Genomic DNA, 20078 nt, shown 5'->3' with positions numbered 1-20078 from the left:
GTCATGCGTGGTAGCGGCGCGACGCGATCAGGCCAGCGTCTCGACCAGGCCGTCGATGGCCTGGCGGGCCTCCCCCATGGCGGCGTCGCGGTCCAGCTCGCCCAGGGCGAGCCCCTCGGCATACACCACGTCCACGTCGCGGATGCCGATCAGGCCGAGCATGCCCTTGAGATGGGGCGTCTGGCTGTCGAGCTCGGTACCGGCATACTGGCCACCGCGGGCCGCCAGGATCACCGCCCGTTTGCCCTCGACCAGCCCCTGGGGCCCGTTCTCGGTGTAGCGGAAGGTCACGCCGGCACGCATCACGCGGTCGAACCAGGCCTTCATCTGGGACGGGATGCCCAGGTTGTAGAGCGGCACCGCCAGCACCAGGACGTCGTGAGCCAGGAGTTCCTCGATCAGGGCATCGGAGCGGGCCGCCAGCTCGCGCTGCTCGTCGCTGCGCTCCTCGGCCGCCACCTGCCAGCTGCCGAGCTCGGGCAGGGTGAGGTGCGGCAGTTCCTCGGCCACCAGGTCGCGGTGGGTGATATCCAGGCCGTCGCGCTCGGCGGCCCGGGCGATGAAGTGATCGGCGAGCTGCTGGGAGTTGCCGCCGAGGATGGAAGAGGTGAGGACGAGAGCACGGGTCATGGCGATCTCCTGGAAACGGGTTAGCGGAGGTTTGATCACCATTATACGTTCGCTTTTCTCCACGATAAGCGGGAAAAACCGCACCCTATGTTCGATAAAATCGAATCAGGGTGCGATGCCCTGCCCACAGCCCCGATACTGCCTCCCATTGAGGTCCAGGGTCACCCGGGCCGGCCAGGGCTGGCCGCTCATGTCGTCGAAGCAGGCCTTGGCCTCGATGCGCAGGTTGAAGGGCCTCGCCGCCTGGCCGCTGGCCAGGATCACGCGGCCCTCGCCGTTGTCCAGGGTGGTCAGCCGATAGGGCAGGGTCACCACCCGCTCGCCATAGTCCAGGGACAAGGTGAGCTCGGGCACGTCGTGGGCGAGCTTCACGCTCCAGCCCGGCTCGTTGCCGCGGCCCAGGAACATGACCCCGGGGTGATCGTCCCGGCCCAGGGCCGCCAGGGCGATGTCCTGCCGACAGTCCAGTCGTCCCCTGGGGCTCTCCACCAGCGCCTCGTCGCCCTTGGTCCAGACACTCAGCTCCCCCTGCTGGTAGCGGCTGCCGCTGGCCACCACGGCCGGCTCCAGCCGATAGGCGCCGTGGGCGGACCACAGACGCAGCTCCTTCTCGGTGGTGGCGGTGACCAGGTCCTGGGCGGGGGTACAGCGCCAGCCGACGAACCGCTCCGCCTCGCCGGGGAACAGCATCGAGGGGAGCAGCGGCGCCTTGGCCCGGGGCTCGGCGGTGCCCCGAGGGGCGTCCGATACCGAGGGCGGCGCCGGTGCCGGCGCCGGCGCCTGGACGGCACAGCCGGCCAGGCCCAGGGCGGCACCGAGCAGCAATGGCAGGATCGACGAAGCGAAACGGGGCGAGGTCGCGGACATCTTGGCTCCTTGCATGGCGACGGACTTCCTGAGGGCCCCAGCATAGCATCACGGACCCGCCGGGTGGCGTCCGCTCAGGTACGGGCGGCCCGCCGGGCGACCTCGTCGACCACACGCTCGACCATTCCCGGCATCGCCGCGGCCACGGCCGGACTGAGCGGGGCGCCGGGCGTCAGGTCCGCCGCCTCGATGGCGAAGATCACCACCGAGTGGGGCACGGGCAGATGCAGGGTGCGAGCCAGCGCCAGGGCCTCGAAGAGACCCAGCGCATGGCCCGACAACGGCGCCTGGGTCTCCACGGGCCACTCACCGCTCGAGGTCAGGCGGTGCACGCGGCCGGGATGGCCCATCGGCGCGGCGGCATCGAGGGCCAGCATGACGTCGTAGCCCGCCCAGTCGTCGATCAGCGAGAGCACGTCGCGCCCCCCGGTGAGCAGGCCGACCCCGTCGGGCAGGCTGTCCGCGAGTCGCGTCGCCAGGAGCACGCCCACCCCGTCGTCGCCCCGGTCGGGATTGCCGAGCCCCACCACCAGGACCCGAGGCGGCGCGGCCTGGCTCATCGACGCCGCACCCGCAGCCTGAGGGCATGGGCCGAGCAGGAGATGCAGGGATCATGGTTGCGGATGCTCCTGGCACAGCGGTCACGGATCACCTCGTCCGGCTGGTCGAGGACCGACCCGGCGACCGCGGCGATGTCCGCCTCGATGCTCGGCTGGTTCTGGGACGTCGGCGGCACGATGCGCGCCGTGCGGATGGTCCCGTCGGCCGCCGTCTCGTAGCGGTGCCAGCAGATGCCGCGCGGCGCCTCGGTGCAGCCGATCCCTTCCCCGGCGCGCGGCACCACCTCCACGGCGGCGGCCTCGGGCGGCTCGTAGGCGGCGATGATCCGCAGCGCCTCCTGGCAGGCGAAGACGACCTCCAGGGCGCGCACCACGATGCTGCGGTAGGGATTGAGACAGCGCGGGCCCAGCCCCGCCTCCCGGGCCAGCGCCTGCACCTCGGCGGGCAGGCGATCGAAGTTGAGCCCGTAGCGGGCCAGGGGGCCCACCAGGTAGGCGCCTCGCTCCCTGACGTGGGAATGCAGCGCCGTGGAGTGGGGCACCTGGCGCTCGGCGAAGGTCGTATCGAAATCGGCGATATCGATGTCGATGCCCCGGCTGGAGACCAGTCGCCCCTCGTTGAACGGGTATTCGTCGGGATGGCGCAGCGCCACCAGCTCGTAATCGCGCTCGACGTCCGGGAAGGGAAGGGTCGCCACCAAGCGCACCAGGCCCACGGCCAGCTCGTGGGCCCGCTCGAGGCGGTCGGCGAGCCCGGCCAGCTCCCGCCGGGTGGGCAGGCGATAGAAGCCGCCGACCCGCACGTTGACGGGATGGATCTCGCGCCCGCCCAGCACGCGCAGCACCTCGTTGCCGACCTTCTTCACCTCGAGCCCCTGGCGCACGATGTCGCGGTGGTCGGCCGCCATGCGCATGGCGTCGGGGTAGCCGAGGAAGTCGGGGGCATGCAGCATCACCACGTGCAGCGCGTGACTCTCGATCCATTCGCCGCAGTAGATCAGGCGGCGCAGGGCGCGCAGCTGCCCCTCCACGCGGATGCCGAAGGCGTCCTCCAGGGCATGGGCGGCGCTCATCTGGTAGGCGATCGGGCAGATGCCGCAGATCCGCGCCACGATGTCCGGCGTCTCGACGTAGCCCCGCCCGCGCAGCAGGGCCTCGAACAGGCGCGGCGGCTCGAAGATGCGCAGCCGCGCGGCGGCCACCCGGTCGCCCTCGATCTCCAGGTCGAGCGCCCCCTCCCCTTCCACCCGGGCCAGGTAGTCGACGCTAAGTCGCTTGGTCGTCATGGGCCTCGCTCTCCTCACGGAACGCCTCGGCGCCGGCGTTGAAGCTGCGGAAGGCGTGGCGGATCTCCCGCGGCGCCACGCCCAGGGCCTGCCACTCCCGCGCCAGCGCCGCGGTGCGGGGCGTCTCCATGGGGCCGTAGCAGCCGTAGCAGCCACGCCGGTAGGCGGGACAGAGCGCACCGCAGCCGGCATGGGTCACCGGCCCCAGGCAGGGGGTGCCCTGCACCATCACGCAGACGTTGCCGCGACGCTTGCACTCGATGCAGACGCTGTGGGCGGCGATGGCGGGCCGACGACCGGCCAGGAAGGCCGACAGCACCTCGAGGAGCTGGACCTTATTGATCGGACAGCCCTGCAGCTCGAAATCGACCGCCACATGGGCCGAGATCGGCGTCGAGGTGGCCAGGGTGGCGATGTAGTCCGGCGAGGCATAGACGGCGGCGACGAAGTCGTCGACGTCGGCGAAGTTGCGCAGCGCCTGGATGCCGCCGGCGGTGGCGCAGGCGCCGATGGTCACCAGATGCCGCGACTGGGCGCGAACCTCGCGGATGCGCGCGACGTCGTGGGCGGTGGTGATCGAGCCCTCCACCAGCGAGAGCGTATAGGGGCCCTCGACCATGGCGCTGGAGGCCTCGGGGAAATAGGCGATGTCGAGGGCCTCGTCGACGGCCAGCAGCTCGTCCTCGCAGTCGAGCAGGGACAGCTGGCAGCCGTCGCAGGAGGCGAACTTCCAGACCGCGAGACGGGGACGGGTCGGTTCGGCCATGTCACACCTCGGGGATGGAGAAGAGGTCGGCGATGGCGTCGTAGCGCATCACCGGGCCGTCCTTGCAGACGAAGGCGGGCCCGAACTGGCAATGCCCGCACCAGCCGACGGCGCACTTCATGTTGCGCTCCATCGACACATGGATGCGCTCGGCCGCCACGCCCGCATGACGCAGGGCCGCGACCGTGAAGCGCATCATCACCTCCGGGCCGCAGACCAGGGCCACGCAGTCGTCGGCATCAAAGGCGGCCCGCGGCACGAGCCCGGGCACCACCCCGACCCGGCCCGCCCAATCGGCGCCGGCATGATCCACCGTGACCAGGACCTCCACGTCGGGGCGGCGCTGCCAGGGCGCGAGGGCTTCCGGGTAGAGCAGGGTCTCGGGGCTGCGCGCCCCGACCAGGATCGCCACGCGACCGTAGCGCGCCCGATCGGCCAGCAGCGCCTGGATCGCGGGCCGCAACGGGGCCAGGCCGAGGCCGCCGGCGACCACCACGACGTCCGCGCCGCGCGCCTCGGCCACTCGCCAGCCAGTCCCGAAGGGACCGCGCAGGCCGACTCGGGTGCCGACCTCGAGTCCCGCCAGGGCGCCGCTGACCGCCCCCACGGCACGCACGGTATGCACGAAGCTCCCGTCCGTCTCGACGTCGCTGATGCTGATGGCCGCCTCCCCCACGCCGAAGGCCCAGAGCATGTTGAACTGCCCCGGGCGGAAGTCGGGCCGAGCCCCGTCCAGCGGCGCCAGGCGCAGCGAGACGGTGTCGGCGAGCTCGCGGGTCACCTCCTCGACACGGTAGGCCTGCGGCACGAAGGGCGCGGGGCCGGCGGCCCGGGGATCAGTCGTCGCCATAGACATCGAGGACCTGGAGCCGGGTGTCGTGCAGGCGCTTCACCACGACGGGCAGGAAGCGCTTCATCATGTCGTACCCGAGGTGGTGGTCGACCTCGCACTTGCCGCGCAGGCAGGCCGCATCCAGGCCGATGGCCCGGGTCAGGGTCACGGCACGGGCGTCGAACATCCAGCGATAGGGGGGCAGCAGCCAGGAAGCGCCGACGATCTCGCCCTCGCCGAGGGTCGCGATGACCAGCGGGGCACGGCCGGGCACCAGCGTCTCGAGGGCCACCTGGCCGTGCCGGATCAGGTAGAACTCGTCGGCCGCCTCGCCCTCGCGGAACAGGTACTCGCCGGCGGCGAAGCGACGGTTGCGGGCGCAGCCGGCCAACAGCCGGCCGTGCTCGTCGTCGAGCCCGGCGAAGAAGGGGTGCTCCCCCAGGATGCGCTCGAGATAGGCCATGTCAGGGGTCCCGCCGCTGGGGGGCGGTGGCGCGGATCACCGCCGCCTCCTCGGTGATGTCGATGCCCGTTGGGCACCAGGTGATGCAGCGACCGCAGCCCACGCATCCCGAGGTGCCGAACTGGTCGATCCAGCTGGCCAGCTTGTGGGTCATCCACTGCCGGTAGCGACTGCGGGGGCTCTGGCGCACGCTGCCGCCGTGCAGGTAGGAGAAGTCCAGGGTGAAGCAGGAATCCCACAGGCGGACCCGCTCGGCCCGGGTGCCGGCCAGGTCGCTGTGATCCTCCACGGTGGTGCAGAAGCAGGTGGGACAGACCATGGTGCAGTTGCCGCAGGTCAGGCAGCGCTCGGCGACGTCGTCCCAGCGGGGATGCTCGGGATTGTCCTGGAGCAGCGCCTTGAGCCCCTGGGTCTCCAGCTCTCGCCCCATCCGGCTGGCGGTACGCGCCACCACCGCGTCGGCCGCCCGGTGATCGGCCCCGCCGGCCTTCCGGTGAGGGAGACGCTCGAGCAGCGCCGCGCCGGCGGGGCTGCCGACCTCGACCAGGAAATCGTGACGATCGGCCTCGAGCAGCTCGGTCAGCGCCAGGTCGAAGCCCGACTCGGCCCGGGGGCCGGTCTGCATGGAGACGCAGAAGCAGGTCCCGCCCGCCTCCCCGCAGTTCACGGCGACGATGAAGGCCTCGCGACGACGGGCGCCATAGCCCGCGTCGACGTGGGGCCCCTCGAGGAAGACCCGATCCTGGATGGCGATGGCCTGCAGCTCGCAGGCGCGCACGCCGAGGAAGGCGAAGCGTTCCTCGGCGGGCTCGGGGCTCCGGAAGGTGAGGCCGTGCTCGTCGCGCTGCGCCGTCCACAGGGTCTCGACGGGCGGATGCAGGAAGCGCTTCCAGGCATGGGGGCCCACCGCGTAGCCGAACAGGGCCTGATCGTCGCGGGCCACGAGCCGGTAGCGGCCCGCCTCCTGGTGCTCCGTCCAGCCGGCGGGGAGATCGTCGAGGTCCGCCAGGTCGTCGTAGACGATGGCGTCGTCGCGTCGCGTCGGTCCCACCACCCGATAGCCCTCATCGGCCAGGGCCTCGATCAGTGCCTGCAGCCCGCGGCGATCGATCAGCGCCGTGGTCCGCGCCCTCGGTTCTGGTTCCATGCGGGCCGCTCCCCCTGGTGGCCGGCTTCGGTCTCGATAAGCCTAGCAGCCCAGGAAGAGGACGAAGTCGGGGGAAACGCCCGGTACACAGTTGAGCCCCCACCATCCGCACGGACTGGGAGGAAAAGCGCCGCGAGCGACGGCCAGACAAGGCAAAAATCGGCGCAAAAGCGGAGTTTAGTTAGCTCTAAATGAGCATTTTAAGCCGATTTTTAACGATGTATGGCCGAGCGCCGCCAGCTTTCGCCCGCGTCTCAGCCGTGGCGTCGGCGCAGCGCCTGTGCCGCCTCGACCATGCGGGCCAGCGCCGGCTCCACCTCGGCCCAGCCGCGGGTCTTGAGGCCGCAGTCCGGGTTGACCCAGAGCCGCTCCACCGGGATGCGCTCGGCGGCCTTCTCCATCAGCGCCACCATCCAGGCCACCTCGGGGAGGTTCGGCGAGTGGATGTCGTAGACGCCCGGCCCGATCTCGTTCGGATAGGCGAAGTCGCGGAAGGCGTCGAGCAGTTCCATGTCGGAGCGTGAGGTCTCGATGGTGATGACGTCGGCGTCCAGGGCGGCGATGGCGCCGATGATGTCGTTGAACTCCGAGTAGCACATGTGGGTGTGCACCTGAGTCGCATCCGCGGCCACCGCGGCGCTCAGCTTGAAGCAGTCCACCGCCCAGTCGAGATAGGCCTGCCACTCGGCCTGGCGCAGCGGCAGCCCCTCGCGCAGCGCCGGCTCGTCGATCTGGATGGCGCGGATGCCGGCGGCTTCCAGGTCGGCCACCTCGTCGCGCAGCGCCAGGGCGATCTGCCGGCAGGTAGCGGCCCGGGGCTGATCGTCGCGCACGAAGGACCACTGCAGGATGGTCACCGGACCGGTCAGCATGCCCTTCATGGGCTTGTCGGTGAGCGACTGGGCATACTCGCTCCAGCGTACCGTCATCGCCGCCGGGCGGGCCACGTCGCCGAACAGGATCGGCGGCTTGACGCAGCGCGACCCATAGCTCTGTACCCAGCCGAAGCGGGTGAAGGCGAAGCCCTCGAGCCGCTCGCCGAAGTACTCGACCATGTCGTTGCGCTCGGCCTCGCCGTGGACCAGCATGTCCAGCCCCAGCGCCTCCTGGCGACGCACGGCATCGGCGATCTCCGCCGCCATGCGCGCCTCGTAGTCGGCGTCCGACAGCTCACCGGCCTTGTGGGCCCGGCGGGCGGCCCGGATATCGGCGGTCTGCGGGAAGGAGCCGATGGTGGTGGTGGGGAACAACGGCAGGTCCAGGTGGCGGCGCTGGACCCGGGCCCGCTCGCCGTAGGGGCTCTCCCGCTCGCCGTCGGCGGCGGTCACCGCGGCCAGCCGCTCGGCCACCGCCGGACGATGGATCCGCGGCGAGGCACGGCGGGCCGCCAGCGCCACGCCGGCCTCGGCCAGGCGCGCCTCGTCCTCGGCCCCCAGGCGATCGCCCAGGGCGCGAGCCAGGGTCACCGTCTCGTCGAGCTTCTGGCGGGCGAAGGCCAGCCAGCTCATGAGTTCGGCGTCGAGCTCGGTCTCGGCGGCCAGGTCCACCGGCACGTGCAGCAGCGAGCAGCTGGGGGCCAGCCACAGCCGCTCGCCCAGCCTGGCCGCCAGCGGCGCCAGCCGGCCGCGCAGCGCGGCCAGGTCGGCACGCCAGACGTTGCGACCGTCGATCACCCCCAGCGACAGCACCTTGTGGGGCAGCAGTCGGTCGACCACCGCCTCGACCTGCTCCGGCGCGCGGACCGCGTCCAGGTGCAGGCCGTCCACCGGCAGCCCCACGGTCAGCGAGAGGTTATCGCCCAGGCCGCCGAAGTAGGTCGCCAGCAGCAGCTTCACCGGCGCCGCCTGCAGGCGGTGATAGGCCCGCTCGTAGGCCTGCTTCCAGTCCGTCGGCAGATCCTGCACCAGGGCCGGCTCGTCGAGCTGCACCCACTCCACGCCCAGCTCGGCCAGCCGGGCCAGCACCTGGCCATAGACCTCGAGCACCCCGTCGAGCAGCTCCAGGCGATCGAAGGCCTCGGCGCCCTCGCCACGGCCCTTGCCCAGCCACAGCCAGGTCAGCGGCCCGGTCAGCGCCACCTTGACCGCATGCCCTTCGGCCCTGGCCTCCTCGACCTCGTCGAACAGCCGCGTGCTGGCCAGGCGGAAGCGCTGGCCCGGCTGCAGCTCGGGGACCAGGTAGTGGTAGTTGGTATCGAAGTACTTGGTCATCTCGCAGGCCGCAGCGGGCTCGCCGACGGGCGCCCGCCCGCGGGCCATGCGGAAGGTGGTATCGAGGTCCACCTCGCCGCGGGCGACCTCGGCCTCGGCGCCGAAGCGCGCCGGCACCGCCCCGAGCAGCGTGGAGACGTTGAGCACCTGATCGTAGAAGGCGAAGTCACCCACCGTGACCCACGCCAGGCCGGCCTCGCGCTGGTCCGCCCAGTGGCGTCGACGCAGCTCGCGCCCCTCGGCCTCCAGGGCCTCGCGATCGATGTCGCCCTTCCAGTACGCCTCGGTGGCCTTCTTGAGCTCGCGGTCCGCGCCGATGCGGGGGTAGCCCAGAATATGAGCGGATGTCATGTTGAAACCCCATAATCATGAATGATGCTACGGAGTCTGGCTGGCCAGCATGGCTGAATCAAACTAAACTTGCTAATCCACAACATGAACACATCTCAGGATCATGCTCGAACTCCGTCACCTCCGCACCCTGGTCGCCCTGCGCGACGCCGGCTCCCTGGTAGAGGCCGCCGAGCGGGTCCACCTGACCCAGTCGGCCCTCTCCCACCAGATCAAGGACCTGGAGGAGCGCCTGGGCAGTCCGCTGTTCCTGCGCAAGACCCGCCCGGTGGAATTCACCCGGGCGGGCCTGCGGCTGCTGTCGCTCGCCGAGCAGGTGCTGCCCCAGGTGCGCATGGCGGAGCGCGACCTGGCCAGGCTGGCGGGTGACGAGCAGGGTCGCCTGCACATGGCCATCGAGTGCCACAGCTGCTTCCAGTGGCTGATGCCCACCGTGGACCACTTCCGTGACCACTGGCCCGAGGTGGAGATCGACATTCCCGGGGGGCATCACTTCGACCCGTTGCCGGCACTGGCCCGGGAGCAGCTCGACCTGGTGATCACCGCCGATCCCCAGCCGCTCACCGGCGTGCACTACGAACCGCTGTTCCGCTACGAGGGCCTGCTCGCCGTCGCCCGGCAGCACCGACTCGCCGGCCGACCCTTCGTGACCCCGGGCGACCTGGCCGAGGAAACCCTGATCACCTATCCGGTCGAGCATTCGCGGCTGGACGTCTTCACCCAGTTCCTCGACCCGGCCGGGGTGAAGCCCCGGGAGGTGCGCACCGCCGAGCTGACGATCATGATGATGCAGCTGGTGGCCAGCGGCCGCGGCGTCTGCGCCCTGCCCAACTGGGCCCTGACCGAGTACCTGGAGCGGGACTACGTGAAGGCGGTGCCGCTGGGCGAACAGGGCGTCTGGAGCACCCTGTTCGCGGCGATCCGCGAGGAGACCCGGGAGGCGCCCTGGATGGAGGACTTCCTGCGCACCGCCCGGGAGACCTCCTTCGGGGTGCTGGAGGGCATCAAGCCGGCATGACGACGGGCGTCCGGATGGCCGGGGCCGGACATGCCCTCTGCTCGCCGGATGCGCCTTCGGCTTGTCCGGCCTGGGCCGCTTCCCCGATCTACGCTTCCCGGGCGTTGGTGCGCTGCGGCAACAGCAGGGTGAAGCGCGCCCCGCCCAGCGCCGGGCTGTCGTCGACCATGACGCTGCCGCCATGCCAGGCCATGACCTTCTGGACGATGGACAGCCCCAGTCCGTAGCCTCCCGAGCGCCGCGCGCGACTGTCGTCGAGGCGCGAGAAGGGCTTGAAGATCTCGCCGCGCTTGGCGACCGGCACGCCGGGCCCGTCGTCCTCGACGTCAATGCGCACCAGCCGGGGTTCGCCGTGCACGCGAATCATCACCCGGGCGTGGGCGTGACGGCAGGCGTTGGCCACCAGGTTCTGCAACGCCCGCTGCAGGTAGCGCGGCTCCGCCGTGGCCTCCACCTCCGCCCCCGGCGAGAGGCGGAGGGACAGGTGAGCGTGCAGCGGGTGGAGCGCCTCGATGACCCGTTCGGCCATGGCCCGGCATTCCACCAGCGAGGTCTCGAACTCCACCCCGTTGGCCTGCTCGCTGCCCAGCCGGGCATAGGTCAGGATCTCGTCGACCAGGTCGTCGAGTTCGGCGATGTCGGTGTCGATGCCCTGCAGGTGGCGGCGTACCGTCGGATCGTCCGTCATGTCCTCGACCATCTGCACGGCGAAGCGGATCCGCGCCACCGGCGTGCGCAGCTCATGGGACACCGCACGCATCATGTCCTGCTGGCCGCGCAGCAACGACTGCACCTGGGCGGCCATGCCGTTCAGGGCCATCCCCAGCCGCCCGATGAAGTCGCTGCCCTCGATCTTGACCCGGGTGTCGAGGCGACCGGCGGCGATGCGCGTGGCCGCCAGCTCGAGGCGCACCATGCGGGCCTCCACGCTGCGCACGATCAGGTAGATGATCACCGCGAGCATCACCAGCAACAACAGCAGCAGCACCAGCAACAGCGAAGCCGGCAGGGGCTCGAAGGCATAGAGGGGGCCGACCTCCACCCACTGCATCCGGCCCGTTTCCCCGGACAGGCGAAGGTACAGCGACATGGCCCAGCGCTGGGGCAGCAGGCGGACCACCACCTCGGTATCGCTCAAGCCCGCGAGCCGGGCGGGGTCGAGCCCCTCGGGCGGGGCGTCGGTGAGCCGCAGCCGGATCACCGGGCTCTGCAGCCGTTCCACCCGCGCCGCACGCCGCTCGGCCGGCACCGCCAGCAGCCACTCACCGAGCAGCCGCGCCAGCCCCATCAGCTGGTGCTCCCCCAGGCTGGCCAGCTGGGCCTGCAGCAGGCGGTCCTCGCCGGGCAGGCGACGGAGGAGTCGCCAGCCCGCGGCCTCGGTCTGGCTGACCAGGGTCTGACCGCCCTCCAGGCGAGCCCGCTCGAAATAGTTCAGCGGATGGTCTTCCAGGTCATGCAGCGACAGGCGGATGGCCAGGCGGGCGCCCTGTTCGCTCAGCCATTCGGCTCGACGCGGCCTCGGCAGCTCGGCGAGCTGGGCGGTCAGGAGGGTCATCGGCGCCTCGGCCAGCTGCTCCTGGTAGTGCTGGCGACGCACCTTGTCGACGACGGTGATGGCCAGCAGCGCCAGGGCGAAGATCAGCACCAGGGCCAGGGCCAGCAGCACGTAGACCCGCAGGAAGGTGCTGTCGGCCAGGGCACGGGGCAGCAGGCGGGAAGGGGCCATCAGCCGTCCTTGACGAAGAGGTAGCCCTTGCTGCGCACGGTCTTGATCCGTTGCGGCTGGTTGGGATCGTCGCCGATCTTGGGACGAATGCGCGAGACGCGCACGTCGATGGACCGATCCTGGCCGTCGTACTTGATGCCGCGCAGCTGGGCGAAGATTTCCTCGCGGGTCAGCACCCGCCCGGCGTTGCTGGCCAGCAGCCAGAGCAGGTCGAACTCGGCGCTGGTCAGGTCGATGCGCTCCCCGGCGAGGAAGGCCTCCCGGGTGGCATTGTCGATCTCCAGGTCGCCGAACACCAGGCGCTGCTCCTCGCCGGCCGCCCCGGCTTCCCGGCGGCGCAGCAGGGCGCGCATGCGGGCCAGCAGCACCCGGGGCTGGACCGGCTTGGCCACGTAGTCGTCGGCGCCCATCTCCAGCCCCAGCACCTGATCCATGTCGTCGGTGCGCGCGGTGAGCATGAGGATCGGGCCGGGGTAGTCCGAGCGCACGCGCCGACAGATCGAGAGGCCGTCCTCGCCGGGCAGCATCAGGTCCAGGATGACCAGGTCCGGCTGCAGGTTGAGAATCCGCTCGACGCCCTGGGCGCCGTCGGCCTCCAGGGTCACCCGGAAGCCATTGGCCTCGAGATAGTCGCGGGTCAACTCGGCCAGGCGCTCATCATCCTCGATGATCAGCACATGATCCTGTTCACGGGGGTCCAGGCTCTCGTCCATTCTGTTCCTCGATGGGGCATGCGTCAGGGCCGGCGTCGTTTGCCAACCGTCAATAGCTAAAGGATACCCGACATCGCCGCCCTTCGCTCAAACGCCTTGACGGCGAAAATCGCGCCGAAGGCCCAACCACGCGGGCTCGCGCCGAGGCCTAGAAACACCCCCCGGAAGGCCACAGGCCATCCACAAGTTATCCACTTGATGAGCGGCAGAAAGCACACTATCTTGTGCTCGACCTCGGCGAGGACACCACATCCTGTGCCATAGCAAGCACCCCGAATTCTGTCAACAGTCGCCCTACGGCGGCCCTCGTCCACCGACACATCAAGGTAGGGAACCCCGGCGCCATGGAAACCACCGCTACCCCGGACCGTCCGTCCGTCTCCGTTACCGCACCGCAGACCCTGCGTGTCATCAAGCGCACCGGCGATGTGGTGCCCTTCGATGCCGGCAAGATCGCCGTGGCCCTGAGCAAGGCCTTCATCGCCGTGGAGGGCGACAACGCCGCCACCTCCTCGCGAGTCCGCGACTTCGTCCAGCAGGCCTCCGAGGGCATCGCCCAGGCCTTCCTGCGGCGGATGCCCGACGGCGGCACCGTACACATCGAGGACATCCAGGACCAGGTGGAGCTGGCGCTGATGCGCGCCGGGGAACAGAAGGTGGCCCGTGCCTACGTGCTGTACCGCGAGGAGCACGCCCGCGCCCGCGCCGAGGCCGGCGGCGACATCGCCAAGCCCCACCCCACCCTGAACGTCACCGCCCCGGACGGCAGCACCCGTCCGCTGGACCTGGGCCGCGTCGAGACCCTGGTGCATGACGCCTGCGAGGGCCTGGCCAACGTCGAACCGAACAGGATCGTCGAGGACTCCCTGAAGAACCTCTACGACGGGGTCAGCGTGGACGGCGTCTCCCAGGCCCTGATGATGACCGCCCGCACCCTGGTGGAGAAGGATCCCAACTACACCTACGTCACCGCCCGCCTGCTGCAGGACAACCTGCGCCGCGAGGCGCTGTCCTTCCTGGGCATCGCCGACGAGGCCACCTACCAGGAGATGGCCGACTACTACAAGCCGGCCTTCCTGGCCTACATCGAGAAGGGCATCGAGTTCGAGCAGCTCGACCCGCGGCTGGCCGAGTTCGACCTGGAGCGCCTGGGCGACGCCCTGGACCACACCCGCGACGCCCAGTTCACCTACCTGGGCCTGCAGACCCTCTACGACCGCTACTTCATCCACCGCGACGAGGTGCGCTACGAGCTGCCCCAGGTGATGTTCATGCGCGTGGCCATGGGCCTGTCCCTCAACGAGGACGACCGCGAGGCGCGGGCCATCGAGTTCTACGAGCTGCTCTCCAGCTTCGACTACATGGCCTCCACCCCGACCCTGTTCAACTCGGGCACCGTCCGCAGCCAGCTCTCCAGCTGCTACCTCACCACGGTGCCGGATGACCTGGACAGCATCTACAGCGCCATCCGCGACAACGCCCTGCTCTCCAAGTGGGCCGGCGGCCTGGGCAACGACTGGACCCCGGTGCGCGCGCTGGGCTCCTACATCAAGGGCACCAACGGCAAGTCCCAGGGCGTGGTCCCCTTCCTCAAGGTGGTCAACGACACCGCCGTGGCGGTCAACCAGGGCGGCAAGCGCAAGGGCGCGGTCTGCGCCTACCTCGAGAGCTGGCACCTCGACATCGAGGAGTTCCTCGAGCTGCGCAAGAACACCGGCGACGACCGCCGCCGTACCCACGACATGAACACCGCCAACTGGGTGCCGGACCTGTTCATGAAGCGGGTCTTCGACGACCAGGAGTGGACCCTGTTCTCCCCGGCGACCTGCCCGGACCTCCACGACCTGTACGGCGCCGCCTTCGAGAAGCGCTACCGGGAATACGAGGAGATGACCCGCAACGGCCAGCTCAAGCTGTTCAAGCGGGTGAAGGCCAAGGACCTGTGGCGCAAGATGCTCTCGATGCTGTTCGAGACCGGCCACCCCTGGATCACCTTCAAGGATCCGTGCAACCTGCGCAGCCCGCAGCAGCACGCCGGCGTGGTCCACAGCTCCAACCTGTGCACCGAGATCACCCTGAACACCAGCCCCGACGAGATCGCGGTGTGCAACCTGGGCTCCATCAACCTGGCCCAGCACGTGGTGGACGGTGCCTTCGACGGCGACAAGCTGAGGCAGACCGTGCGCACCGCCGTGCGCATGCTCGACAACGTCATCGACATCAACTACTACGCGGTGCCCCAGGCGGAGCGCTCCAACTTCCGGCACCGCCCGGTGGGCCTGGGCATCATGGGCTTCCAGGACGCCCTCTACGCCCAGGACATCGCCTACGCCTCCGAGGACGCCGTGACCTTCGCCGACCGCTCCATGGAGCTGGTCAGCTATCACGCCATCGAGGCCTCCGCCGACCTGGCCGCCGAGCGCGGCCGCTACGAGAGCTTCGAGGGCTCGCTGTGGAGCCAGGGCATCCTGCCCATCGACTCCATCGAGAACCTGAAGCAGGAGCGCGGCGAGAAGTACATCGAGGTCGACACCTCCACCACCCAGGACTGGGACCGCATCCGCGAGAAGATCGCCGCACAGGGCATGCGCAACTCCAACGTCATGGCCATCGCCCCGACCGCGACCATCTCCAACATCTGCGGGGTCTCGCAGTCCATCGAGCCGACCTACCAGAACCTGTTCGTCAAGTCGAACCTGTCGGGCGAGTTCACCGTGGTCAACGCCTACATGGTCAACGACCTCAAGGACCGCGGCCTCTGGGACGAGGTCATGATCAACGACCTCAAGTACTACGACGGCTCCGTGCAGCCCATCGACCGCATCCCGGAGGACCTCAAGGCCAAGTACGCCACCGCCTTCGAGGTGGAGCCCAAGTGGCTGGTCGAGGCCGCCGCCCGTCGCCAGAAGTGGATCGACCAGGCCCAGTCGCTGAACCTCTACATCAAGGGCGTCTCCGGCAAGAAGCTGGACGTGACCTACCGCATGGCCTGGTTCCGCGGCCTCAAGACCACCTACTACCTGCGCGCCCTGGGCGCCACGGCGGTGGAGAAGTCCACCGTGGACCGCGGCAACCTCAACGCGGTGAGCAACGCCTCGCCCGGCGCGGCCCCGGCGTCGATACCGTCCGCCGCCCCGGAACCGAAGCCGGAGCCCAAGGGCATCGACGACTTCCTGCAGGGCAAGAGCGGCAGCGGCTCCCGGGCGCCCTCGGCGGGCGACATGGACGAGCTGGGCTGCGAGGCGTGCCAGTAAGCGCCGAGCGACAAGCGCCTAGCGACAAGCCGTAAGGTGCCGACCTTGCGGCCTTCACACCACCTTATCGCACCAGGGGCGCCGCTTGGCGGCGCTCCTGAGCAGCATCCGGCCCACCACCGGGAGAGGACAGCATGATCGATTGGAACGAGTTCCACGAAGACGATACCGCGATCGCCGAGGCGCCCCAGCCGGCGCCCGCCCCGCAGCCCGCCGTTGAGCCCAGGGCCGAGGCCCCCGCCGAGGAGGTCCGCGAGAGCGCCGGCCAGTACGCCGCCGCCGACCAGGACCGCCTGACCCGCGCCAAGCAGTCCCTCGAGGAGCTGGACGTGGCCGCCGGCCTGGAGGAGCTGGAGATGGGCGCGGCGCGCATCGAGGTCGACCAGAAGCGCATGATCAACGCCCGCGCCGACCTCAACCAGCTGGTGCCCTTCAAGTACGAGTGGGCCTGGCAGAAGTACCTGGACGGCAGCGCCAACCACTGGATGCCCCAGGAAGTGAACATGAACGCCGACATCGCGCTGTGGAAGAGCGCCGACGGCCTTACCGCCGACGAGCGCCGCATCGTCGAGCGCAGCCTGGGCTACTTCTCCACCGCGGACTCGCTGGTCGCCAACAACCTGGTGCTGGCCGTCTACCGCCTGATCACCAACCCGGAGTGCCGCCAGTACCTGCTTCGCCAGGCCTTCGAGGAGGCCATCCACACCCACGCCTACCAGTACTGCGTGGAGTCGCTGGGCATGGACGAGGGCGAGGTCTTCAACATGTACCGCGAGGTGCCCTCGGTGGCCGCCAAGTCCGCCTGGAGCCTCAAGCACACCCAGTCGCTGGCCCGCCCGGACTTCCACACCGGCACCCCGGAGACCGACCAGGAGCTGCTGCGCAACCTGATCGCCTTCTACTGCGTGACCGAGGGCATCTTCTTCTACTGCGGCTTCAGCCAGATCCTGTCCATGGGCCGGCGCAACAAGATGACCGGCGTCGCCGAGCAGTTCCAGTACATCCTGCGCGACGAGTCCATGCACCTGAACTTCGGCGTGGACATGATCAACCAGATCAAGATCGAGAACCCGCACCTGTGGACCCCGGAGTTCCAGGACGAGGTCACCCAGATGATCCTCGAGGGCACCGAGCTGGAGATCGCCTACGCCCGCGACACCATGCCCCGCGGCGTGCTGGGCATGAACGCGGCGATCATGGAGGAGTACCTGCACTTCATCTGCAACCGCCGCCTGGCGCAGATCGGCCTGAAGGAGCAGTTCCCGGGCGCCGAGAACCCCTTCCCGTGGATGAGCGAGATCATCGACCTGCGCAAGGAGAAGAACTTCTTCGAGACCCGCGTCACCGAGTACCAGGTGGGCGGCGCGCTGAGCTGGGATTGATCGACGGGCACGCATTCCGAGAAGCCGGAACTATGGCCGATGCCCAGGGGCATCGGCCATTTTCATGATGACACCACACCGTCAGGCGCACCGCCCGCTTCCACTCCTGGATCAGGCTTCGCCACTGGCCGGGGCAAGAAACCGGCGCTACCACCGCGACGGCGGCCGCTGGCGCCAGCTCAGCAGCAGGAAGAGCCCCACCACCATCCCCGCCAGGTGGGCGAAGTGCGCCACGCCCTCCCGGGTGCCGGCGATGCCGGACCACAGCTCGACCACGCCGATGACGATGACGAAGTACTTGGCCTTCATGGGAATCGGCGGGATCAGCAGCAGGATGTACTGGTTGGGATAGCGCATGCCGAAGGCCAGCAGCAGCGCATAGACGCCGCCGGAGGCCCCCACGGTGGGCGCGAAGTCCCCCGTCGAGACGACCAGCAGCTGCACCGCCCCCGCTCCCAGCACGCACAGGAAGTAGTAGACGGCGAAGCGCTGGCTGCCCCAGTCGCGCTCCAGGGGGCTGCCGAACATCCACAGCACGAACATGTTGATGAAGAGGTGAAAGAGGCTGCCGTGGAGGAAGGCATAGCTCAGCAGCTGCCAGAGGTGGAACTCGCCCACCGGCATGTCGATGGGCAAGGGCAGGGTCGCCGGGGCCTCGCCCAGGGGCCAGAGCGCGAAGTACTGGAACATCGGCCGAGGCAGGATCAGCTCGACCAGGAAGGTCAGGCCGTTGGCCAGCAACAGCAGGCTGATCACGGACATGCCCTGCGGTCGGCCCACCTCGAGACGCTCGGCATCATGCGCCATCCTCTTCGCCCTCCCGGTCGTCGGCTCCTCTCAAGGTGGACGGCAGGCATGGCTTCGCGCAAACGCTGCGTGCGTCGGCAGGCGACGGGGCGGTGACCGCGGCCACCGGCCCGCAGGCGTCAGCGAGCCCCCGGCCTCACCGGCTGGCCCGGGCACAACCGGCCACCACCAGCGCCGCCGCGGCGGGCAGGCGCCAGTCCGGCGTGGCCGCGCCCCCGATCACCAGGAAGCACGCCGCCAGGACCGGCACCCCGTAGGCCAGGCTGCCGACCAGGCCACTGCGACCGAGGCGCAGCGCCCGATCCCAGGACACCATGGCCAGGCCGTAGGGCCCCAGCCCCAGGGCCAGGGCGGCGACCAGGGCGCCGAGATCGGGCATCACCGCACGCCCCTCGATCCCGAGGCTGGCCGCCGCGGCGATGACGCTGGCCAGCAGGAACAACCGCGGCATCACCGCCGCCAGCGAGACCGGCGCCCGCTGGCAGAGCCAGGAGTAGAGCGCCCAACAGCAACCGGACAGCAGCGCCAACAGGTAGCCCGGCAGATGCTCGGCGATCCCGCCCGACCCTAGCTGGGGCGCCAGCAGCAGCGCCGCCCCGGAGAAGGCCACCAGCGCCCCGCCGATGACCGTCCCGGGCACCCGCCCGTGCAGGGTCCACTGGCTGAGCACCACGAACATCACCGGCCAGGTATAGGTGACCAGGGCCGCCTCGGCGGTGGGGGCCAGGCCGAGGCCGGCGAGATAGGAGCCCACGGCGCCCAGTACCAGCAGGGGAAGCCCCGCGAAGACGACCGCCCGCCAGCGCCAGGACAGCGGTGGCCGGGCCCCGCCGGCACGACCGCTCATCGGCAGGGCGCCCAGGGCGCCGGCGAGCAGGGCCAGGGCCGTGAGGCGCAGCGGCGGAATGCTTCTCGCCATGTCAACCAATAGCGGAGCGAGGCTCCATAGCACCACCGCCAGCAAGGCCGGCATGACGCCGGCGACCATGACCTGTCCGGATCCTGAACTGGGTAACCGCATGTCGCCTCCTCCCTGTCCGATGAATGACAGGGGCAGGCTATCCGCGTCAGAATCATCACAAAAACGATTCTTCATGATATGAATCATCAAGGCTGGTGATGTATGCGTCCGAGAACCTTCGACCTCAACCTGCTGCGGACCCTGGTGACGATCGCCGATACCGGCACCGTCACCGGCGCGGCCCAGCGCCTCGCCTACACCCAGTCCACGGTGAGCATGCAGCTGCACCGGCTGGAGACCGCCCTGGGGGTGGACCTGCATGAGCGGGAGGGGCGCCGCCTGCGCTTCACGCCGGAGGGCGAGCGTCTGCTGGGCCATGCCCGCCGCCTGCTGGCCCTCAACGACGAGGCCTGGAGCGACATGCAGAAGGGCACGGTCTCCGGGGACCTGAGCCTGGGCATCCCCGAGGACTACGCCTCGCTGCTGCCCTCGGTGTTCTCCTACTTCCACCAGCTCTACCCGGCGGTGCGGCTCCAGGTGCACTGCGGCACCAGCGTCTCCCTGATCCAGCAGGTCCGCGCCGGCGAGCTCGACCTGGCCCTGGTGACCCGTCAGCGGGACTCCCCGGGGGGCGAGGTGATCCGCCGCGAGCCCCTGGTGTGGGCGGTGGGCCTGCACCGGCAACCGTCGCTCCAGGATCCGCTGCCCCTGGCGCTGTACTCCCCCGGCGCGGACGTCTTCCGGGAAATGGCCGAGCATGCCCTGCAGGCCGCGGGACGCGACTGGCGGCTGGCCTATGCCAGCCAGTCGATGACCGGCCTGGCCCCCATCGTCACCGCCGGGCTGGCGGTGGTCGTGGTCACCCGCAACATGCTGACCGGCGAGCTGCGGGCGCTGGACGAGACCAGCGGCCTGCCCCCGCTGCCCGCCATCGAGCTGGCGCTGCACCGGGCACCTCGCCGGCCCACCGCGCCGGCCGCCCGGCTGTACGAGCTGATTCGCGAGCATCTCTCCCCCGAGGGCGCCTGAGAGATTCCCCCGGCCAGGGGCGCCGCCCGGTGCGTCTCGCCCTTGCCGAGCGAGGCGACGTTGCGATTTAATCAAT

At 69.9% G+C, this 20078-nt stretch carries 17 protein-coding genes; 4 read left to right on the top strand and 13 right to left on the bottom strand.

Translation table 11 applies throughout. The annotated features are described in order from the left end of the window. Positions 1-27 precede the first annotated feature (27 nt). From BEI_RS01850 to metE, 9 genes are all read right to left on the bottom strand, one after another. Positions 28-630: an FMN-dependent NADH-azoreductase gene (locus BEI_RS01850; protein WP_097787907.1), complete on the bottom strand. Its 603-nt coding sequence runs from the start codon at positions 628-630 to the stop codon at positions 28-30. 105 nt (positions 631-735) lie between these two features. Further along, entirely contained in the window at positions 736-1497 is a 762-nt protein-coding gene (locus BEI_RS01845; RefSeq protein ID WP_097787906.1) for a COG3650 family protein, read from the bottom strand. A gap of 74 nt (positions 1498-1571) precedes the next feature. Next, positions 1572-2057, bottom strand: coding sequence for a hydrogenase maturation protease (locus BEI_RS01840; RefSeq protein ID WP_097787905.1), 486 nt, complete (start codon positions 2055-2057; stop codon positions 1572-1574). Next, entirely contained in the window at positions 2054-3343 is a 1290-nt protein-coding gene (locus BEI_RS01835; RefSeq protein WP_153045752.1) for a Ni/Fe hydrogenase subunit alpha, read from the bottom strand. Before BEI_RS01835 ends, BEI_RS01840 begins: the two co-directional genes overlap by 4 nt. Then, a complete protein-coding gene (locus BEI_RS01830; RefSeq protein WP_097787904.1) occupies positions 3324-4109 on the bottom strand; it encodes an NADH-quinone oxidoreductase subunit B family protein in 786 nt (261 codons plus the stop codon). Before BEI_RS01830 ends, BEI_RS01835 begins: the two co-directional genes overlap by 20 nt. 1 nt (position 4110) lies before the next feature. After that, positions 4111-4959, bottom strand: coding sequence for an FAD/NAD(P)-binding protein (locus BEI_RS01825; RefSeq protein ID WP_097787903.1), 849 nt, complete (start codon positions 4957-4959; stop codon positions 4111-4113). Next, positions 4946-5404 carry a cyclic nucleotide-binding domain-containing protein gene (locus BEI_RS01820; RefSeq protein WP_097787902.1) on the bottom strand — a complete coding sequence of 153 codons (459 nt, stop codon included), beginning with the start codon at positions 5402-5404 and terminating at the stop codon, positions 4946-4948. The genes BEI_RS01825 and BEI_RS01820 overlap by 14 nt, the downstream gene beginning before the upstream one ends. A gap of 1 nt (position 5405) precedes the next feature. Beyond that, positions 5406-6551: a 4Fe-4S dicluster domain-containing protein gene (locus BEI_RS01815; protein WP_097787901.1), complete on the bottom strand. Its 1146-nt coding sequence runs from the start codon at positions 6549-6551 to the stop codon at positions 5406-5408. 254 nt (positions 6552-6805) lie between these two features. Further along, positions 6806-9112, bottom strand: coding sequence for a 5-methyltetrahydropteroyltriglutamate--homocysteine S-methyltransferase (gene metE / locus BEI_RS01810; protein WP_097787900.1), 2307 nt, complete (start codon positions 9110-9112; stop codon positions 6806-6808). Between the two features lie 103 nt (positions 9113-9215). Between metE and BEI_RS01805 the strand changes: the two genes are divergently transcribed. Further along, positions 9216-10130, top strand: coding sequence for a LysR family transcriptional regulator (locus BEI_RS01805; protein ID WP_097787899.1), 915 nt, complete (start codon positions 9216-9218; stop codon positions 10128-10130). An 88-nt stretch (positions 10131-10218) separates the two neighbouring features. Here the strand turns inward: BEI_RS01805 and BEI_RS01800 are convergent, their stop codons facing one another. Beyond that, complete coding sequence (locus BEI_RS01800) at positions 10219-11856, bottom strand: ATP-binding protein (protein ID WP_097787898.1); 1638 nt, start codon at positions 11854-11856, stop codon at positions 10219-10221. Beyond that, positions 11856-12569 carry a response regulator gene (locus BEI_RS01795; RefSeq protein ID WP_097787897.1) on the bottom strand — a complete coding sequence of 238 codons (714 nt, stop codon included), beginning with the start codon at positions 12567-12569 and terminating at the stop codon, positions 11856-11858. The genes BEI_RS01800 and BEI_RS01795 overlap by 1 nt, the downstream gene beginning before the upstream one ends. A gap of 344 nt (positions 12570-12913) precedes the next feature. Between BEI_RS01795 and BEI_RS01790 the strand changes: the two genes are divergently transcribed. Together BEI_RS01790 and BEI_RS01785 are read left to right on the top strand one after the other, a co-directional pair. Further along, the gene (locus BEI_RS01790; protein WP_097787896.1) at positions 12914-15823 is read left to right on the top strand and encodes a ribonucleoside-diphosphate reductase subunit alpha; all 2910 of its coding nucleotides are present in this window, start codon (positions 12914-12916) and stop codon (positions 15821-15823) included. A 134-nt stretch (positions 15824-15957) separates the two neighbouring features. Continuing rightward, positions 15958-17205, top strand: a complete 1248-nt coding sequence (locus BEI_RS01785) for a ribonucleotide-diphosphate reductase subunit beta (RefSeq protein ID WP_097787895.1) — start codon at positions 15958-15960, stop codon at positions 17203-17205. Between the two features lie 147 nt (positions 17206-17352). Here the strand turns inward: BEI_RS01785 and BEI_RS01780 are convergent, their stop codons facing one another. Continuing rightward, the gene (locus BEI_RS01780) at positions 17353-18012 is read right to left on the bottom strand and encodes a rhomboid family intramembrane serine protease (protein WP_097787894.1); all 660 of its coding nucleotides are present in this window, start codon (positions 18010-18012) and stop codon (positions 17353-17355) included. Between the two features lie 136 nt (positions 18013-18148). Beyond that, the gene (locus BEI_RS01775) at positions 18149-19033 is read right to left on the bottom strand and encodes a DMT family transporter (RefSeq protein WP_097787893.1); all 885 of its coding nucleotides are present in this window, start codon (positions 19031-19033) and stop codon (positions 18149-18151) included. A gap of 102 nt (positions 19034-19135) precedes the next feature. On the opposite strand from BEI_RS01775, the gene BEI_RS01770 reads away from it, so the two are divergent. Next, positions 19136-20002, top strand: a complete 867-nt coding sequence (locus BEI_RS01770) for a LysR substrate-binding domain-containing protein (RefSeq protein ID WP_097787892.1) — start codon at positions 19136-19138, stop codon at positions 20000-20002. The last annotated feature ends 76 nt before the right edge of the window (positions 20003-20078 follow it).

The sequence above is a fragment of the Halomonas beimenensis genome (genome assembly GCF_002549795.1).
Lineage (GTDB): Bacteria > Pseudomonadota > Gammaproteobacteria > Pseudomonadales > Halomonadaceae > Halomonas > Halomonas beimenensis.
Note: the sequence above shows the minus strand (reverse complement) of the source record. Positions and strands in the feature narration are given on the sequence as shown.

Bases quoted from the DNA above. Each gene is read 5' to 3' on its own strand.
- BEI_RS01850 (WP_097787907.1), bottom strand. From the start codon at position 630: ATGACCCGTGCTCTCGTCCTCACCTCTTCCATCCTCGGCGGCAACTCC.
- BEI_RS01770 (WP_097787892.1), top strand. From the start codon at position 19,136: ATGCGTCCGAGAACCTTCGACCTCAACCTGCTGCGGACCCTGGTGACG.
- BEI_RS01820 (WP_097787902.1), bottom strand. From the start codon at position 5,404: ATGGCCTATCTCGAGCGCATCCTGGGGGAGCACCCCTTCTTCGCCGGG.
- BEI_RS01825 (WP_097787903.1), bottom strand. From the start codon at position 4,959: ATGGCGACGACTGATCCCCGGGCCGCCGGCCCCGCGCCCTTCGTGCCG.
- BEI_RS01840 (WP_097787905.1), bottom strand. From the start codon at position 2,057: ATGAGCCAGGCCGCGCCGCCTCGGGTCCTGGTGGTGGGGCTCGGCAAT.
- BEI_RS01780 (WP_097787894.1), bottom strand. From the start codon at position 18,012: ATGGCGCATGATGCCGAGCGTCTCGAGGTGGGCCGACCGCAGGGCATG.
- BEI_RS01785 (WP_097787895.1), top strand. From the start codon at position 15,958: ATGATCGATTGGAACGAGTTCCACGAAGACGATACCGCGATCGCCGAG.
- BEI_RS01835 (WP_153045752.1), bottom strand. From the start codon at position 3,343: ATGACGACCAAGCGACTTAGCGTCGACTACCTGGCCCGGGTGGAAGGG.
- BEI_RS01815 (WP_097787901.1), bottom strand. From the start codon at position 6,551: ATGGAACCAGAACCGAGGGCGCGGACCACGGCGCTGATCGATCGCCGC.
- BEI_RS01795 (WP_097787897.1), bottom strand. From the start codon at position 12,569: ATGGACGAGAGCCTGGACCCCCGTGAACAGGATCATGTGCTGATCATC.
- BEI_RS01790 (WP_097787896.1), top strand. From the start codon at position 12,914: ATGGAAACCACCGCTACCCCGGACCGTCCGTCCGTCTCCGTTACCGCA.
- BEI_RS01830 (WP_097787904.1), bottom strand. From the start codon at position 4,109: ATGGCCGAACCGACCCGTCCCCGTCTCGCGGTCTGGAAGTTCGCCTCC.
- BEI_RS01800 (WP_097787898.1), bottom strand. From the start codon at position 11,856: ATGGCCCCTTCCCGCCTGCTGCCCCGTGCCCTGGCCGACAGCACCTTC.
- BEI_RS01805 (WP_097787899.1), top strand. From the start codon at position 9,216: ATGCTCGAACTCCGTCACCTCCGCACCCTGGTCGCCCTGCGCGACGCC.
- BEI_RS01845 (WP_097787906.1), bottom strand. From the start codon at position 1,497: ATGTCCGCGACCTCGCCCCGTTTCGCTTCGTCGATCCTGCCATTGCTG.
- metE (WP_097787900.1), bottom strand. From the start codon at position 9,112: ATGACATCCGCTCATATTCTGGGCTACCCCCGCATCGGCGCGGACCGC.
- BEI_RS01775 (WP_097787893.1), bottom strand. From the start codon at position 19,033: ATGCGGTTACCCAGTTCAGGATCCGGACAGGTCATGGTCGCCGGCGTC.